The organism is Streptomyces ruber (assembly GCF_014648075.1).
GTDB classification, from domain to species: Bacteria; Actinomycetota; Actinomycetes; order Streptomycetales; family Streptomycetaceae; genus Streptomyces; species Streptomyces ruber.
Genome location: NZ_BMQK01000011.1, coordinates 170,844 through 185,785, shown reverse-complemented (window position 1 = coordinate 185,785; position 14,942 = coordinate 170,844). Strand labels below are relative to the sequence as shown.

Here is a 14,942-nt window from a genome sequence, read left to right as displayed (position 1 = left end):
TTAGGGTCTGTCGAGGGCAAGGCCAGTTCCTGCGAGGAAGCCGTCGAGGATGTCGTGCCGGTACTGCAGTGCCTTGAGTCGGCTGCGGAGCACGGTTTCCCGGTCGTTGAGGGTACGGGCGGCCAGGTTGGCCAGGCTCCGCTTGAGGTGTGACCACAGTCCCTCGACCGGATTGAGCTCGGGAGCATAACCGGGCAGGAGGATCACCGTCAGCCACGTTCGTGCGGCCAGGAGTGCCTTCATGCCCGCGGAGAGGTGGGTGCTCAGCCGGTCCCACACCAGGATCAGCGGAGCCTTGAGCAGTTGGTGGGCGCCGTCGAGCAGGCCGATGTAGTCGTGCTCGCTGAGCGAGCGGCGTTCGCCTTTGCGGCCGGTGTGCCGGCGCGAGCGGTAGCACAGGCGGCCGGGCAGGCCGGGCCGGAAGCACAGCAGTCCGGCGACGGAGAGGCGGCCGCGGTCGCGGCCGGGCACCGTGACCGTCGGGGTGTGCCCGCGTCGGGCCCAGGTGCGGCCTTTCGGCGGTCGGTCGGTCAGGCCCGTTTCGTCCTCGAAGCAGATCCAGGCCCCGGTCGCCGCCCGGAGGGTTTTACCTCCGGCCAGGTCACCTCCCGCCAGGCGGTGATCGCGTCCTCGTCGCGTTCGGCGGCGAACCGGGCGGGCACCTGCAGGCTGTGCTCCATGCGGTGCAGCAGCCGGGTGACGGCCGAGACGCTGTAGGCGATGTGGAACTTCCGCCCGATCAGCGTCCGCACCCGGTCCGCGGTCCACACCTGGTCCTCGTCCCAGCCGTGGGCGGCCGGCCCCTCGGCCAGCCAATGTGCCAGCCTGGCCTGGAGGGACGGACTCAGCCGGCAGTCATAACCCGGAGGCCCCTTGGAACACAGTGCTTCCCGCCCGCCCGTCCTCCACGCGCGGCGCCACTGGTAGACCGATTTCTCACTCACCCGCAAGTGCCGGGCAATACACGGCACGTCCATGCCCTCCTCGAACAGGCCGGCGGCCTGCATCCGTACCTTCTCGCGGCGCTTGCGCTGCTCGGCGGTCAGCCCGCCTCCATCCGGATACCGCATATCCCCGGCCTACCAGCCACGACAGGACCCGTCACAGGGTCCGGCCAAGGCCCAGACCCTATGACGCCGAGATCAGTAATCGCCGAGGCCGACGAGGACGGCAAGTACGCGTCTGCCCGCGAGCACGGCATGCACGCGCTGCGGCACTTCTACGCGTCCGTGCTGCTGGACGCCGGCGAGAGCGTCAAGGCCGTGAGCCAGTACCTGGGGCACTCCGACCCGGGGCTGACGCTTCGGGAGTACGCCCACCTGATGCCGGCGAGCCAAGCACGTACGCGGAAGGCTGTCGACCGGGTGTTCCTGCCCGGACAGCCGGGCACGCGCAAGGAATGAATCTTTACTACGCGACATCAGTTCAATTAGCGGAGCGCCCGGACGGCCCTCCGTGGCTCAAGTGGGCCTTTCTGGGCGTGTGGGCGATCTGTGTTGTGTTCATTCTCTTCAAGCTGCGCCAGAACGGCTGGAAGTTCCCCCGGCGGCGTTGAGGCGGCCCCGGCCCGACCGCGTAGAAGAGGCTGCTGCGCGAGTCTAACGGCCCAGAGACGGCCCAGCCCCGTGCAACAGGCCCCCCACCCGCACCAAACGTGCAGGTGGGGGGCCTGTTCTCGTCTCTCGCCTGCCAGATCTCCGGGCTTAGGCATGGCCTTACCAGTATCGCAGACGAACGAAGAGGGACCCGCCGCCCTGTGGACAACGAGCCCCTCACCCCTGGAACAGCAGGTCAGACGCTTGGTACTGCTATCGCACCGATCAGCCCGCGCCCACGAACGCCACCATCAGCAGCCACACCACCGGAGCCGTGGGCAACAGGGAGTCCAGGCGGTCCATGATGCCGCCGTGGCCCGGCAGCAGGGTGCCCATGTCCTTGATGCCCAGGTCACGCTTGATCATGGACTCGCCGAGGTCGCCGAGCGTGGCGCTGGCGGCGACGGCGAGGCCCATGAGCAGGCCCTGCCACCAGGTGCCGCCGTCGATCAGGAACTGCATGGACAGCGCGCCCGCGACCATGGCGAAGGCGATCGCGCCGAACAGGCCCTCGCGGGTCTTGCCGGGGCTGATGCGCGGCGCGAGCTTGCGCTTGCCGAAGCGCCAGCCGACCGCGTACGCGCCCGTGTCGCTGACGACCGTCAGCAGCAGGAAGACCAGGACCCGCCACGGGCCGTCGTCCGCGGTGAGCATCAGCGCGACGAAGGTGGCCAGGAACGGCACGTAGAAGGCCGCGAAGAGCCCCGCCGTGACGTCCTTGAGGTAGCCCTCCGGAGGCTCCGTCATACGCCAGACGAGGACCGCCAGCGCGGTGAGTGCCATCGCCACCCACGCGCCGCCCGGACCCCGTACGTACCCGGCGACGACCATGGCCGCGCCGCCGACCGCGAGCGGTACCAGGGGCGCCTTGATGGCCTTGCGCTCCTGGAGGCGCGCCGTGAGCTCCCACAGGCCCACCACCACGGCGACCGCTATGACGCCGACGAACACGGCCTTGACGACGAAGAGCGAAGCGATGATCACCGCACCGAGTCCGAGACCGACCCCTATCGCGGCGCTCAGGTCCCGGCCCGCGCTCTTCTTCTGCGGGACGGGCTGCTGCGGGGAGTCGCTCATGGGCTCCGGTTCCTGCGGCACCGCCCTGTGGGACCGCACCGGCGGCATCTGGTCGCGGCCCGGGGGGCCGCCCGGCCGGGCGGCCCCCCGGTCGTCATCCTGGTTACCGCCAGGCGCGGGGACGTCGGGCACGATGGGCATGGGCCGAGTCTGCTGGGCTTCACGCGCATCGTAGGCGGGACCCGCCGGGGCAGCCCCCTGGACAGGTCCCCGGTCGGGTGGCCCCCAGTACCCGGCGTGTGGCGGCGCTCCCCAGGAAGAGTCGTTCATCAGACCTCGAGCAGCTCGGCTTCCTTGTGCTTGAGGAGCTCGTCCACCTGGGCGACGTACTTCGCGGTGGTGTCGTCGAGTTCCTTCTCCGCGCGGCGGCCCTCGTCCTCGCCGACGTCGCCGTCCTTGACCAGCTTGTCGATGGCGTCCTTCGCCTTGCGGCGGACCGAGCGGATCGACACCTTGGCGTCCTCGGCCTTGCCCTTGGCGACCTTGATGTAGTCGCGGCGGCGCTCCTCGGTGAGCTCGGGGAACACCACCCGGATGATGTTGCCGTCGTTGCTCGGGTTGACGCCGAGGTCGGAGTCGCGGATCGCCTGTTCGATGTTGCGCAGCGCGCTCTTGTCGAACGGCGTCACGACGGCCATGCGCGGCTCCGGCACCGAGAACGAGGCCAGCTGGTTGATCGGCGTCGGCGCGCCGTAGTAGTCGGCCACGATCTTGTTGAACATCGCCGGGTGCGCACGGCCGGTGCGGATCGCGGCGAAGTCCTCCTTGGCGACCACGACGGCCTTCTCCATCTTCTCCTCGGCCTCGAGGAGGGTCTCTTCGATCACCACTTGCTCCTGCGTGTCTTGAGTAGGCCCGGCTGCTGTTCTCCTGGGTCAGGGTCGGCGGCCGGCTGCGTCGCGTCTTATTCCTGCACGGTTCCCGACCGGCAGGACATTGTCCATCCCCCGGTCAGGGTCCGTGGCCCGGGCAGGGAGTCACCGGTCAGGCCCGGCCGCCCTGCTCACCCACGAGAGTGCCGATCTTCTCACCCTTGACGGCCCGAGCGATATTGCCCTCCGCCAGAAGCTCGAAGACGAGGATCGGGAGCTTGTTGTCCCGGCAGAGGGTGATCGCGGTGGCGTCGGCGACCTTGAGCTCGCGGGAGATGACCTCGCCGTAGCCGAGGGAGTCGAACTTGACCGCGTCCGGGTTGATCTTCGGATCGGAGTCGTAGACCCCGTCCACGCCGTTCTTGCCCATCAGGAGCGCCTCCGCGTCGATCTCCAGGGCGCGCTGGGCGGCGGTGGTGTCGGTGGAGAAGTACGGCATGCCCATACCGGCACCGAAGATGACCACACGGCCCTTCTCCAGGTGGCGGACGGCGCGCAGCGGGAGGTACGGCTCGGCGACCTGCCCCATGGTGATGGCGGTCTGCACGCGGCAGTCCACGCCCTCCTTCTCCAGGAAGTCCTGGAGGGCGAGGCAGTTCATCACCGTGCCGAGCATGCCCATGTAGTCGGAGCGGGCCCGGTCCATGCCGCGCTGCTGCAGTTCGGCGCCGCGGAAGAAGTTGCCGCCACCGATGACGACCGCGATCTGCGCGCCGTCACGGACGACGGCCGCGATCTCGCGGGCGATGGCGTGCACCACGTCGGGGTCGACGCCCAGGCCCCCGCCGCCGGAGAAGGCCTCTCCGGACAGCTTCAGCAGAAACCGGCCGCGTACTTTGCCGTCGTCGCTCTTCTGGGCCTTGGTCGTCATGGAGCTCTCGTCTCTTTACGTGGGTCACACATACGAAGAAGGCCATTGCCGGTGGGGCGTGTTTCGCATCCCGTACGGCAATGGCCTCCTCGTCAGATTCGCTGTCGTCCGTCACGCACGCGTGCGCAGAGGCGTACGCGAACGACGCGGACGACTGCTGTCGACCCTAGCGGGATTCACCCGCGGGTCGTGCGTCGATCGCGGGACGGACTCAGATGCCGACCTTGATGCGCGTGAAGCGCTTCAGGGTGACACCGGCCTCGTCCAGGACCTTCTGGACGGACTTCTTGTTGTCGAGCGCGTACGGCTGGCCGAGCAGCGTGGCGTCCTTGAAGAAGCCGTTGACGCGACCCTCGACGATCTTCGGCAGGGCGGCCTCGGGCTTGCCCTCCGCGCGGGTGGTCTCCTCGGCGACGCGGCGCTCGGCCTCCACGACCTCGGCCGGGACGTCGTCCTTGGAGAGGTACTTCGGCGCGAAGGCGGCGATGTGCTGGGCGACGCCCTTGGCGACCTCGGCGTTCGGCTTGTCCAGCTCGACCAGGACGCCGATCTGCGGGGGCAGGTCGGGCATCGTGCGGTGCATGTACGCGGTCACGAAGCCGTCCGCGAACTGCGCGAAGCGGTCCAGGACGATCTTCTCGCCGAGGTTGGCGTTGGCCTCGTCGACGTAGGCCTGCACGGTCTTGCCGGGCTCGATCTCGGAGGCGAGCAGCGCCTCGATGTCGGCCGGGGCGGACTTGGCGACGTGCTCGGCGATGGCCTGCGCCACGGCCTGGAACTTCTCGCCCTTGGCGACGAAGTCCGTCTCGCACTTCAGCTCGACCAGGACGCCGGAGGAGTTGTCGTCGGCGAGGACGGAGACCACGGCGCCGTTCTCGGCGGAGCGGCCCTCGCGCTTGGCGACGCCCTTCTGGCCCTTGATACGCAGCGCCTCGACGGCCTTCTCGACGTTGCCGTCGGCCTCGTCCAGCGCCTTCTTGCAGTCCATCATGCCGGCGCCGGTGAGCTCACGGAGCTTCTTGACGTCGGCGGCGGTGTAGTTCGCCATGAGTCTGTGAGTCTTTCTCGGAAGTCTCGAAGTCTGGAGGATCTGGATCCCCGGCGATCCCTGCGGCTTCGGGCCTCTCAAGCCTAGAAGTCCAGGGATCCGGAAGATCGAAGATCTACGGGGTCGTGATCCACGGAAGGCCGCGGATCACTGACGCACCTCTGACCTACGGGTGAACGGCGGGAGCGGTGGGAGCTCCTCCCACGCCCTGCGGCAGCGGGGGATCGTGCCACCGCTCCCGCCGTCAGCGCCCTGCGGGTCAGGCCTGCTCGGCGTCGGCGGCCGGAGCGTCGGCGGCCGGAGCGTCGGCGGCCGGGGCCTCGGCCGGCTTCTCGGCCTCGGCGGCCGGGGCAGCGCTCTCGGCACCCTCGGCGGACGCCTTCTTCTCACCCTCGAGCAGGTCGCGCTCCCACTCGGCGAGCGGCTCGCCCTGGGCCTTCTCGCCCTCGCCCTTGCCGGCGCCGGAGCGGGCGATGAGGCCCTCGGCGACGGCGTCGGCGATCACGCGGGTGAGCAGGGTGACGGAGCGGATCGCGTCGTCGTTGCCCGGGATCTTGTAGTCGACCTCGTCGGGGTCGCAGTTGGTGTCGAGGATGGCGACGACCGGGATGTTGAGCTTCCGGGCCTCGCCGACCGCGATGTGCTCCTTCTTGGTGTCCACGATCCAGACGGCGCTGGGCACCTTCTGCATCTCGCGGATACCGCCGAGGGTCTTCTCCAGCTTGGCCTTCTCACGCGAGAGGACCAGGAGCTCCTTCTTGGTCAGACCGGAGGAGGCGACGTCCTCGAAGTCGATCTGCTCGAGCTCCTTGAGGCGCTGCAGACGCTTGTAGACGGTCGAGAAGTTGGTGAGCATGCCGCCCAGCCAGCGCTGGTTGACGTAGGGCATGCCGACGCGGGTGGCCTGCTCGGCGATGGCCTCCTGCGCCTGCTTCTTGGTGCCGACGAACATGACCGTGCCGCCGTGGGCGACGGTCTCCTTGACGAACTCGTAGGCGCGGTCGATGTACGACAGCGACTGGAGCAGGTCGATGATGTAGATGCCGTTGCGCTCGGTGAAGATGAAGCGCTTCATCTTCGGGTTCCAGCGACGGGTCTGGTGACCGAAGTGGACGCCGCTCTCCAGCAGCTCCCGCATCGTGACGACGGCCATGGCCGTTCTCCTTGAGAATCTCGGTTGTGCCGCGGATGCCGGACGGCACCCGCGCCTGACGCCCGCGGTGCGCCGTGCCGCGAAGGACCGAGGGGCGCGGATACGAGCCACTGCCGTGGCCTCGTACCGGGGCGTGCGAAGTCGACCCGGTGGCCCGGGTCGCCACCAGAAGTGTACGGGACCGGCGAGGTACCGGGTGACGCCGATATCCACAACGGGCCGGTGCCCCACAGACCGCCACGGCGACCGCCTTGTCCGCGCCATGGTTCTCCCATGCGAGCGAGGCGATGTGCGTGGACTAAACGATGGATGCGAGCACTGCCGGCCCTGCTGTCGGGCGTGGCCGTCACCCTCCTGGGCGTGCTCCCACCGGGGGTGGCGACGGCCTGGGCGAGTGGCGGCGGGAGCGTCCACGGCGGCGGGACGACTGTGATGAGGTGGGCAGGGGCGGACCCGACCGAGGCAGAGCCCACCGGGACGGAGCCCACCAGGACCGAACCGGCCGGGACCGAACCGGCCAGCGCGGAGCCGCCCCGGACCGAACCGGCCGGGACGGAACCGGCCGGGACGAAGTCGGCCGGGGCAGCGGGGCCGGCGCCTCCCGGACGCGCGCGGCCCGGGAGCGGCGGGGCGGTGCCGGTCCTCGGGCGCATCTGGCCCGTGGGACCGGGTGGCTCCCGGCCCCGGGTCGTGCGGGGCTGGGAGCCACCGGCGACGCCGTACGGCCGGGGACACCGGGGAGTGGACCTCGCGGCGGCCCCGGGTGCGCCGGTACGGGCCGTCGCACCGGGCCGGGTGTCGTTCGCGGGCCGGGTCGCGGGGCGCGGAGTGGTGTCGGTGGAGCTGACCGGCACGGGCGAGCCACCCCTGCGGACGACCTACGGCCCGGTCCGGGCAGCGGTGGCGAAGGGGGACGAGGTGGCGGCCGGCGACATCCTGGGCGCCCTGGAGGCGGACGCGTCCACCCCGGGCAGGCCCCACTGCCCGTCGTCCTGCCTGCACTGGGGCCTGCTCAGGGCGGACGCGTATCTGGACCCGTTGTCCCTGCTTCCTCCGTCGCTCCTGCGCGGGGGGCCGTCGCGTCTGCTGCCGGTGGCCGGAGTGCCGGAACCCGGATCATGAGCACCGGCGACACGGCGCCGGGCGACCGGGGGACGGACCGCCACCCGCATACACACGGCGTGTGCCGGGGAGCCCGCCGGAGTACGGTCAGGGAGCCGCGCCCGGGCCGGAACCCGGCACCGCGCGCCCCGACGCGCGCCCCTGCTCAGCCCCTGACCCCCCGCAGGGCCATCGCGACCGCCGCTTCGGTGATCGCCTGGGGGTCCTCCGCCGCGCCCAGCTCGATACGCCGCACGGCCGCGTCGACCACGCCCTGGAGCAGCATCGCGGCCAGCCGCGGCTGTGCGTGCCCCATGGCCCCGAGAGCCTCGACGATCATGGCGACGAGTCCGCCGTGGGCGGCTCTGATCTTCTCGCGCGCTCCCGCGTCCAGCTCGCTCGCCGAGATCGCGACGACGGCCCGGTGCCGCCGGTCGCCGACCAGCGCCAGCTGTCGCCGCACATACGCCTCGACCTTGCCCTCGGAGGTGTCCTCCTCGGCCATGGCCATCTCGACCTCGGCCGCCCAGACGGGGAAGTCGACCTCGCAGAGTTCCTCCACCACGGCGGCCCGCGAGCGGAAGTACTCGTACACGGACGACCGCGCGAGTCCCGTGCGCTCGGCCAGCGCGGGGAACGTCAACGCGTCCGTCCCACCCTCGGACAGGAGGGATCGCGCCGCGTCCAGCAGGGCGGCACGCTGCATCGAACGGTGCTCGGCCACGGAGGCCGCTCGGATCCTTGGCACGTCAACCACTTTACGGAGAGTTCACCGGCGGCGGGAGCCGCCGGGCCCGACCGAACCGCGTCAGCCCACCTCAGCGGCCGAAACTCGCCAGCTTCGCGCGTAGCTGGAGCACGGACTTGGTGTGGATCTGACTGACTCTGCTCTCGGTCACGCCGAGGACGTTGCCGATCTCCGCGAGGGTGAGGCCCTCGTAGTAGTACAGCGTGACGACCGTCTTCTCGCGCTCGGGCAGCGTGTTGATCGCCCGCGCCAGGAACCGCCGCAGCTCCCGGTCCTCGGCGACCTCCACGGGGTCGTCGGCGGCGGTGTCCTCCAGCGTGTCCATCAGGCTGAGCCGGTCGCCGCCCTCGCCGCCGACATGCAGCAGTTCCTCCAGCGCCACGACGTTGGCCAGCGACAGCTGGCTGAACACGGCATGGAGATCCTCCACCGCGATACCCATCTCGGCGGCCACCTCGGCCTCGGACGGGGTGCGCCGCAGCCGTGCCTCCAGGGTCGCGTACGCCCGCTCGACGTTGCGCGCCTTCTGCCGGACCGAGCGGGGGATCCAGTCCAGCGCCCGCAGCTCGTCGATCATCGCGCCGCGGATCCGGGTGATCGCGTACGTCTCGAACTTGATCTCGCGGTCGATGTCGAACTTCTCGATGGCGTCGATCAGTCCGAACACCCCGGACGACACGAAGTCCGCCTGCTCGACGTTGGCCGGCAGGCCCACGCTCACCCGGCCCGCGACGTACTTGACCAGCGGCGAGTAGTGCAGGATCAGCTGCTCGCGCAGTCGCTCGTCACCGGTCGCCTTGTACGAGCGCCACAGCTCGTCGAGCGTCTCGGGGGCCGGAGGGCGCACCCCGACGCGGGCGGTGGGGGGAACTGCCGCCCGATCGGACCCGGAGGTGTGCTGGGGCATTCGTCGCCTTGTGCCGTTCTGCCGTGAACTGGTGATGCCTGCGCGAGGTGTCGGGGTGGTGCCGAGTTGCCGCCTGCGTCGGGATTTCACGTGAGCGTAGCGTGACTGGAGCGTCGCGGTGCGCGAAGGGAACGGGAACCCGCGTGCGCAGATTCGTTCCGCCGGGTGCTCCCCCGGGCTGCGTCCGCAGCCGTGCGCGGCCCTCGGGACGTGTCAACTCCCATGAACCGACCGGCTGTCGGAGCGGTCGCCCGGACGGCCGAACACGTCGGGTCAGCGTCCTCCCCGATCCGATGAGACGGAGATCATGGCCTGGCGTGTCAACTTCCAACCGTCGCCGTGTCGTTCGACATGACCAAGCGCTCGGAGCTCGTACAGCCTCCCGACCGTGTCGTCGGCCGTCGTGCCGGCACCGCGGGCGATCTCCTCGACCGGCGCGGCCCGGTCGGCCGGGACCGCGGCGAGCACAGCGAGGGCGCCGGGAGCGAGCAGGTCGCGCGGCAGGACCGGACCGCGCCGGTCGGGTGCCAGCTCTCCCATGTCCCCCACCAGTTCGGCGATCTCGGCGGCGTCGGTGACCAGCACCGCGTCGCCGCGCAGCAGCTCGTGCACGCCCGCCGACAGCCCGCTGGTCGCCGGTCCGGGCACACCCATCGTGAAGCGCCCGAGACGCTGTGCGGCGCGCGCGGTGGCGAGTGCGCCGCTGCGGTACGCGGCCTCTACGACCACGGTGCCGCGGGTGAGCGCGGCGATGACCCGGTTCCTGAGGATGAAGCGGCCGGGCGTGGGGTGTTCGCCCGGCGCCAGCTCCCCCACCACCAGCCCCTGGTCCGCGATCCTGCCGATCAGCTCGGTGTGCCCGCGGGGATAGGCCTGGTCCACCCCGCAGGCCAGTACGGCGACGGTGGCACCGCCGGCACCCAGGGCTCCGCGATGGGCGGCCGCGTCCACCCCGTAGGCGCCGCCGGACACGACGACCCAACCCCGTTCGGCGAGGTCCGCTCCCAGCACGGCCGCCATGTGGGCCCCGTACTCGGTGCAGGCCCTGGCCCCCACGACGGCGACGGACCGCAGGGCCCACATCCGCAGGCTCGCCCGGCCGCGCACCCACAGCCCGACGGGCCGCGCGTCCCCCAGGTCGTCCAGCTGCCCGGGCCACTCCCCGTCGCCGGGGCAGACGAACCGGGCACCGGCCCGCCGTGCGAGGGCCAGGTCCCGCTCGGGGTCGGCTCGCTCGGCGCGGGCGCACAGGCCCGCCCACCGCTTGTCCGACACCCCGGGCAGCCGGCCGCCGTTCCGGCCTCCGGACGACGGCCCCTCGTCCGGCATGCCCGGCAGCGGTGCGTCGCGCCGGGTGAGCTGCCGCGCCACCGCGCGGACACCCAGCTCCCGCAGCCACCGCCCGCCGAGTTCGTCCCCCGGTTCGAGGACCCGGGCGAGGAAGATCCGGTCGAGCCGCTCGGCGGAGGTCACCCCGCGGGACACACCGGTCCCGGCCCCAGGATCCTCCCCGCTCCTCCCGGCAGCCCGGCTCATGACAGCGCCCCGATCGCCATGGGTGCTCCGCGGGAGACACCGGTGCGCAGCTGCAGGGCGAGTGCGACGTCCATGGCGTCGGGGCGGTCGTGCCCCACGAGGTCGGCGACGGTCCAGGCGACCCGCAGCACCCGGTCGAGGCCGCGAGCGGTCAGCACGCCGCGCTCCAGTCCGCGCTCGGCGGCGTCCATCGCGCCGGGCGTCGCGTGCCACCGGCTGCGCAGCTCCCGCCCGGGGAGCTCGCTGTTGGTCCGCCAGGGCGTGCCGGCCAGCCGCAGCGCCGCCCGTTCCCTGGCCGCCCTGATCCGGTCGGCGACCACCGCCGTGGACTCACCGTGCGCCCCTCGCTCCGTCAGCTCCGCGCGGGTGACGGCTTCGACCTCGACCCGGAGGTCGACGCGGTCGAGCAGGGGCCCGGAGAGCCGGGACTGATAGCGGCGGACGGACGCGGGCGGGCAGTCGCACAGGTCGTCCCTGAGCGAGAACCGGCCGCAGGGGCACGGATTGGCGGCGAGCACCATCAGGAACCGCGCCGGGAACCGCACCACCCCCGCACTGCGGGCGATCACCACGTGCCCGCTCTCCAGGGGCTGACGCAACGCGTCCAGCACCTGACCGCTGAACTCGGGCGCCTCGTCCAGGAAGAGCACCCCGCGGTGGGCGAGCGACACCGCTCCCGGCCGTGCGATGCCCTGCCCTCCGCCGACGAGTGCCTGCATCGTGGCCGAGTGGTGGGGTGCGCAGTACGGCGGCGTGTCGACCATCGGCTTCCCCGCGGGGAGCAGGCCCGCCACCGAGTGGACCGCCGTGACCTCCAGCGACTCCTGACGGGTCAGCGCCGGCAGGACGGCCGGGAGCCGCTCGGCGAGCATGGTCTTGCCCGCGCCCGGCGGTCCCTGCAGCAACAGGTGGTGCCCGCCGGCCGCCGCGACCTCCACGGCGGTCCGCGCCGGGAGCTGCCCGACGACGTCGGCGAGGTCGTGCCCCTGGTCGTGCTGTGCGGCGCCCACGGCGTGCATGCCCGTGGCGGCGCCCACACCGGGCATGCGCAGCCCCGCCAGCAGCGGATCCGGGCGCCCGTCGCCCGGTTCCTCGTCGGGTACCGGTTCGTCCGTCAGTACCGCGATGAGCTGGCGCAGGCTGCGCACACCCAGCACGGAGACCCCCGGCACCAGCGCGGCCTCCGCCGCCGCGCACTCCGGAACCACGACCTGCTCGTAGCCCGCGTCGGCGGCGGCCAGCACGGCGGGCAGGACGCCACGCACCGGCCGCACCCGGCCGTCGAGCCCCAGCTCCCCGATCATCACGATGTCGGCGAGCACCCTCGGATCGATCCGCTCGGCGGCGCCGAGGACGGCGCACGCCACGGCGAGGTCGAAGCCGCTGCCCGCCTTGGGCACCGACGCGGGACTCAGCCCGACGGTGAGCTTCTTCTGGGGCCACTCGGCGCCGGAGTTCACCACCGCCGCCCGCACCCGGTCCCTGCTCTCGGTCAGGCTCTTGTCCGGCAGTCCCACCAGGGTGAACGCCGCGACCCCCGGCTCCAGGTCGGCCTGCACCTCCACGAGGACGCCCTCGACGCCCACCAGCGCCACCGAGCACGTACGGGCGAAACCCATCAGGCCACCCCCCTGACGTGCTCCACGAAGGGGGCGCCGCGGTCGGGGAGCGACACCCCGACCACGTCGACGCGGACGCCGCCGGGCGGTGCTCCCCCGTGCTCCTGGAGCCAGCGCTCCGCCAGGCCGCGCAGGCGCTCCGCCTTGGCGGGCGTCACCGCGGCCATGGGGTGGACGAACGACCCCGCCCTGCGGGTCTTGACCTCGCAGACGACCAGCGCGTCCCCGTCACGCGCCACGATGTCGATCTCGCCGGTCCTTCCGCAGCGCCAGTTGCGCCGCAGGACCGTCATCCCCGCTTCGGCCAGCCGTCGGGCGGCCAGCTCCTCCCCGTACCTGCCGAGCGCGCCGCGCGCCTTCGCTGTGCTCATGTCGGCACCACCTCCGGCGCCCACACTGAAGGCGGATCAGCCCGCTGGTGGATCTTGGTGGACGAGCGCTCACTTGTGGAGAACCCGCTCACCCATGCGGGTGAGCGGCGCACTGCACGGCGGGGGCTGCACCACGGGCTGCGCCGCGTCAGCGCGCCACCCCGCCCGCTCAGCCTTCCGCTCAGCCGCCCGGAAGTTCGAGGTCGCTCTTGTTGAGCTCCTCGATGTTCACGTCCTTGAACGTGAGAACGCGTACCTGTTTGACGAACCGAGCCGGCCGGTACATGTCCCACACCCAGGCATCCGCCATCGACACCTCGAAGAACACTTCGCCCTGGACCGAGTGCACCTGCATCTCGTAGTCGTTGGTCAGATAGAAACGCCGCTCGGTCTCGATCACGTATTTGAACAGACCGACGACGTCTCGGTACTCCCGGTAGAGCTTGAGCTCCATCTCGGTCTCGTACTTCTCGAGGTCCTCGGCGCTCATGGCATGTTCCCCTTCAGCCGTGCGTCCCCCTATTGTGCGTCAGCCCCGTGAGCCACTAGACGATTTCCGTGTCGAGGATCTCGGGCCTGGCCGGAGGACCTTCGTCGAGCAACCTGCGCAGCAGCTCGGCGAGTCTGGTCGGATACACCGTCTCATGTGACCGGGTCAGTTCCTGACACGTCCACCAGCGCGCTCCGGCGACGCTGCGTCGCTCCAGGTCGGTCAGCGCGGTGGCCCCGGTCACGGTCTGGCTCGTACGGGCCAGGTAGTACCACTCGTCCTGGTCCCAGCGGCGGCCCGCGAACGGGAAGGAGCACCTGCGGCGCCACAGCACGGGGCCGAGCTCGACCTCGGTGATGCCGGTCTCCTCGGCGAGTTCCCGCAGAGCGGCCTCCTCCCGGGTCTCGTCGCCCTCGACCCCGCCGCCGGGTGTGAACCACCAGTCGTCGGCGAGATCGTCCGGTTCGTGCCCGTGGAGCAGCAGGATGCGGTGCCGCGGGTCGAGAAGCACCACCCGCGCCACCTTGCGCACACCGTCACCGGCCACCTCCCGCACAACATCCCCGGTCACCTCCCGCACCCCTCCGGTCGCCTCGCACTCACCGTTGCCGTCCGCCTCCCGGGTCACCTCTCACACACCTGCCCCGGGCACCTTCCGGGCGGCCCCGCCTCCGTAAGCATGCCCATCCGGGCCCGTACCGTCGCTTCCGGGTCTCCGGCCGCCGTGCCCGCCCTTGCGGCCGGTTCCGGACCGGCCGCCGGCCGCGTCCCCGGGTGCGGGTGGGACGGCGGATCAGCGCACATCGGCCTGCCGTGTCCGGCTCGCACGGGCGCGTCCGCCCAGACCTCGCGCGACCGGCCCGTACGCGGCGCCGCCCAGGACGAGCACCGCGCCCGCCACGACGGCCACCGTGACGGTTCGCAGCGGCCCGGGGGCGGACAGCGGCCCGAGCGTCTCGAAGCCGGCGGGCCGGGCCAGCATGCCGTCCAGCGGCCAGACGACGGCGTCGACGCGCGCGTCCACGGAGGCACGCGGCACCGTGCCGCTGCCGGCCTCCGTGAGGTGGGCGGTGGAGTCCAGGGAGCCGCTGCGCTCGTCACCGAGGAGGAACAGCCGCCCCTCGGGCACCGTGATCTCCGGGATCCCCGTGGTCTCGGCGTCCTCCCCCTCGGGAAGATACGATTCCTCGATCTGCTTGCCGTTGACCGTCAGCCTGCCGCCCGTACAGCAGGCCACCGTGTCACCGCCGACCGCGACGACCCTCTTGACCATGGGCAGGTCGCCCCAGCTCTCCTGCCGGAAGACGACGACGTCGCCACGCCGGATCGCGGCGCCGTCGACGCGCTCGGCGAGGATCCGGTCCCCGGCCACGATGGTGGGCGCCATGGAGTCGGTCGGCACGGTGTAGGGCCGGTAGACGACCGCCCCCCAGGCGAAGCCGCCGAGGAAGAGCACACAGCCGAGGGCCACGGCCAGTCCCGACAGCACGCTGCCGAGCCGTCCGCGGCCCTCGTCGTCACGACGTGTCGTCCCGCTCATCCCAGTGCTCCCCG

15 protein-coding genes and 1 pseudogene are annotated in these 14,942 nt (G+C 71.6%); 2 read left to right on the top strand and 14 right to left on the bottom strand.

Annotated features, from left to right (window positions below; all coding sequences use genetic code 11):
- Nucleotides 1–1,070 (bottom strand): IS630 family transposase gene (locus tag IEZ04_RS36255; protein WP_428838057.1). Its coding sequence is split into 2 segments (ribosomal slippage): nt 1–569 and nt 569–1,070, totalling 1,071 coding nucleotides; the frame shifts between segments, so codons are not numbered across the junction.
- A gap of 102 nt (nt 1,071–1,172) precedes the next feature.
- Between IEZ04_RS36255 and IEZ04_RS22775 the strand changes: the two are divergent.
- Nucleotides 1,173–1,403, top strand: a pseudogene (locus IEZ04_RS22775) (tyrosine-type recombinase/integrase); the annotation flags it as partial.
- Nucleotides 1,404–1,820: 417 nt separating this feature from the next.
- On the opposite strand, the gene IEZ04_RS22770 reads toward IEZ04_RS22775, so the two are convergent.
- From IEZ04_RS22770 to rpsB, 5 genes are all read right to left on the bottom strand, one after another.
- Nucleotides 1,821–2,942, bottom strand: coding sequence for a phosphatidate cytidylyltransferase (locus tag IEZ04_RS22770; RefSeq protein WP_189218806.1), 1,122 nt, complete (start codon nt 2,940–2,942; stop codon nt 1,821–1,823).
- Complete coding sequence (frr, locus tag IEZ04_RS22765) at nt 2,942–3,499, bottom strand: ribosome recycling factor (protein ID WP_189218805.1); 558 nt, start codon at nt 3,497–3,499, stop codon at nt 2,942–2,944. Before frr ends, IEZ04_RS22770 begins: the two co-directional genes overlap by 1 nt.
- 157 nt (nt 3,500–3,656) lie before the next feature.
- Entirely contained in the window at nt 3,657–4,415 is a 759-nt protein-coding gene (gene pyrH, locus IEZ04_RS22760; RefSeq protein ID WP_189218804.1) for a UMP kinase, read from the bottom strand.
- Between the two features lie 211 nt (nt 4,416–4,626).
- A complete protein-coding gene (tsf, locus tag IEZ04_RS22755) occupies nt 4,627–5,463 on the bottom strand; it encodes a translation elongation factor Ts (protein ID WP_189218803.1) in 837 nt (278 codons plus the stop codon).
- Between the two features lie 259 nt (nt 5,464–5,722).
- Complete coding sequence (gene rpsB / locus IEZ04_RS22750) at nt 5,723–6,616, bottom strand: 30S ribosomal protein S2 (RefSeq protein ID WP_189218802.1); 894 nt, start codon at nt 6,614–6,616, stop codon at nt 5,723–5,725.
- Between the two features lie 309 nt (nt 6,617–6,925).
- Here rpsB and IEZ04_RS22745 point away from each other — a divergent pair, with 309 nt between their 5' ends.
- Complete coding sequence (locus tag IEZ04_RS22745) at nt 6,926–7,738, top strand: murein hydrolase activator EnvC family protein (RefSeq protein ID WP_189218801.1); 813 nt, start codon at nt 6,926–6,928, stop codon at nt 7,736–7,738.
- Between the two features lie 145 nt (nt 7,739–7,883).
- On the opposite strand, the gene IEZ04_RS22740 is transcribed toward IEZ04_RS22745, so the two are convergent.
- The 8 genes from IEZ04_RS22740 to lepB form a co-directional block, all read right to left on the bottom strand.
- Nucleotides 7,884–8,441, bottom strand: a complete 558-nt coding sequence (locus IEZ04_RS22740; RefSeq protein WP_189218851.1) for a TetR/AcrR family transcriptional regulator — start codon at nt 8,439–8,441, stop codon at nt 7,884–7,886.
- Between the two features lie 94 nt (nt 8,442–8,535).
- On the bottom strand, nt 8,536–9,372 hold the full coding sequence (gene whiG, locus IEZ04_RS22735) for an RNA polymerase sigma factor WhiG (RefSeq protein WP_189218800.1): 837 nt from the start codon (nt 9,370–9,372) through the stop codon (nt 8,536–8,538).
- Nucleotides 9,373–9,645: 273 nt separating this feature from the next.
- Nucleotides 9,646–10,845, bottom strand: coding sequence for a DNA-processing protein DprA (dprA, locus tag IEZ04_RS22730; protein ID WP_229821194.1), 1,200 nt, complete (start codon nt 10,843–10,845; stop codon nt 9,646–9,648).
- Nucleotides 10,846–10,904: 59 nt separating this feature from the next.
- Nucleotides 10,905–12,527, bottom strand: coding sequence for a YifB family Mg chelatase-like AAA ATPase (locus tag IEZ04_RS22725; RefSeq protein ID WP_189218798.1), 1,623 nt, complete (start codon nt 12,525–12,527; stop codon nt 10,905–10,907).
- Nucleotides 12,527–12,898 (bottom strand): YraN family protein, encoded by a 372-nt coding sequence (locus IEZ04_RS22720; RefSeq protein WP_189218797.1) that lies wholly within the window; start codon nt 12,896–12,898, stop codon nt 12,527–12,529. Before IEZ04_RS22720 ends, IEZ04_RS22725 begins: the two co-directional genes overlap by 1 nt.
- A 181-nt stretch (nt 12,899–13,079) precedes the next feature.
- Nucleotides 13,080–13,388: a DUF2469 domain-containing protein gene (locus tag IEZ04_RS22715; protein WP_003965949.1), complete on the bottom strand. Its 309-nt coding sequence runs from the start codon at nt 13,386–13,388 to the stop codon at nt 13,080–13,082.
- Between the two features lie 55 nt (nt 13,389–13,443).
- Nucleotides 13,444–13,968, bottom strand: coding sequence for an NUDIX hydrolase (locus IEZ04_RS22710; RefSeq protein ID WP_373296346.1), 525 nt, complete (start codon nt 13,966–13,968; stop codon nt 13,444–13,446).
- A gap of 213 nt (nt 13,969–14,181) precedes the next feature.
- A complete protein-coding gene (gene lepB / locus IEZ04_RS22705; protein WP_189218796.1) occupies nt 14,182–14,928 on the bottom strand; it encodes a signal peptidase I in 747 nt (248 codons plus the stop codon).
- Nucleotides 14,929–14,942 lie beyond the last annotated feature (14 nt).

What these genes read in the sequence shown, in the direction of transcription:
- pyrH (WP_189218804.1), bottom strand. Translation starts at nt 4,415, where the DNA reads ATGACGACCAAGGCCCAGAAGAGCGACGACGGCAAAGTACGCGGCCGG.
- IEZ04_RS22720 (WP_189218797.1), bottom strand. Translation starts at nt 12,898, where the DNA reads ATGAGCACAGCGAAGGCGCGCGGCGCGCTCGGCAGGTACGGGGAGGAG.
- lepB (WP_189218796.1), bottom strand. Translation starts at nt 14,928, where the DNA reads ATGAGCGGGACGACACGTCGTGACGACGAGGGCCGCGGACGGCTCGGC.
- IEZ04_RS22715 (WP_003965949.1), bottom strand. Translation starts at nt 13,388, where the DNA reads ATGAGCGCCGAGGACCTCGAGAAGTACGAGACCGAGATGGAGCTCAAG.
- rpsB (WP_189218802.1), bottom strand. Translation starts at nt 6,616, where the DNA reads ATGGCCGTCGTCACGATGCGGGAGCTGCTGGAGAGCGGCGTCCACTTC.
- IEZ04_RS22745 (WP_189218801.1), top strand. Translation starts at nt 6,926, where the DNA reads ATGCGAGCACTGCCGGCCCTGCTGTCGGGCGTGGCCGTCACCCTCCTG.
- tsf (WP_189218803.1), bottom strand. Translation starts at nt 5,463, where the DNA reads ATGGCGAACTACACCGCCGCCGACGTCAAGAAGCTCCGTGAGCTCACC.
- whiG (WP_189218800.1), bottom strand. Translation starts at nt 9,372, where the DNA reads ATGCCCCAGCACACCTCCGGGTCCGATCGGGCGGCAGTTCCCCCCACC.
- IEZ04_RS22725 (WP_189218798.1), bottom strand. Translation starts at nt 12,527, where the DNA reads ATGGGTTTCGCCCGTACGTGCTCGGTGGCGCTGGTGGGCGTCGAGGGC.
- IEZ04_RS22770 (WP_189218806.1), bottom strand. Translation starts at nt 2,942, where the DNA reads ATGAACGACTCTTCCTGGGGAGCGCCGCCACACGCCGGGTACTGGGGG.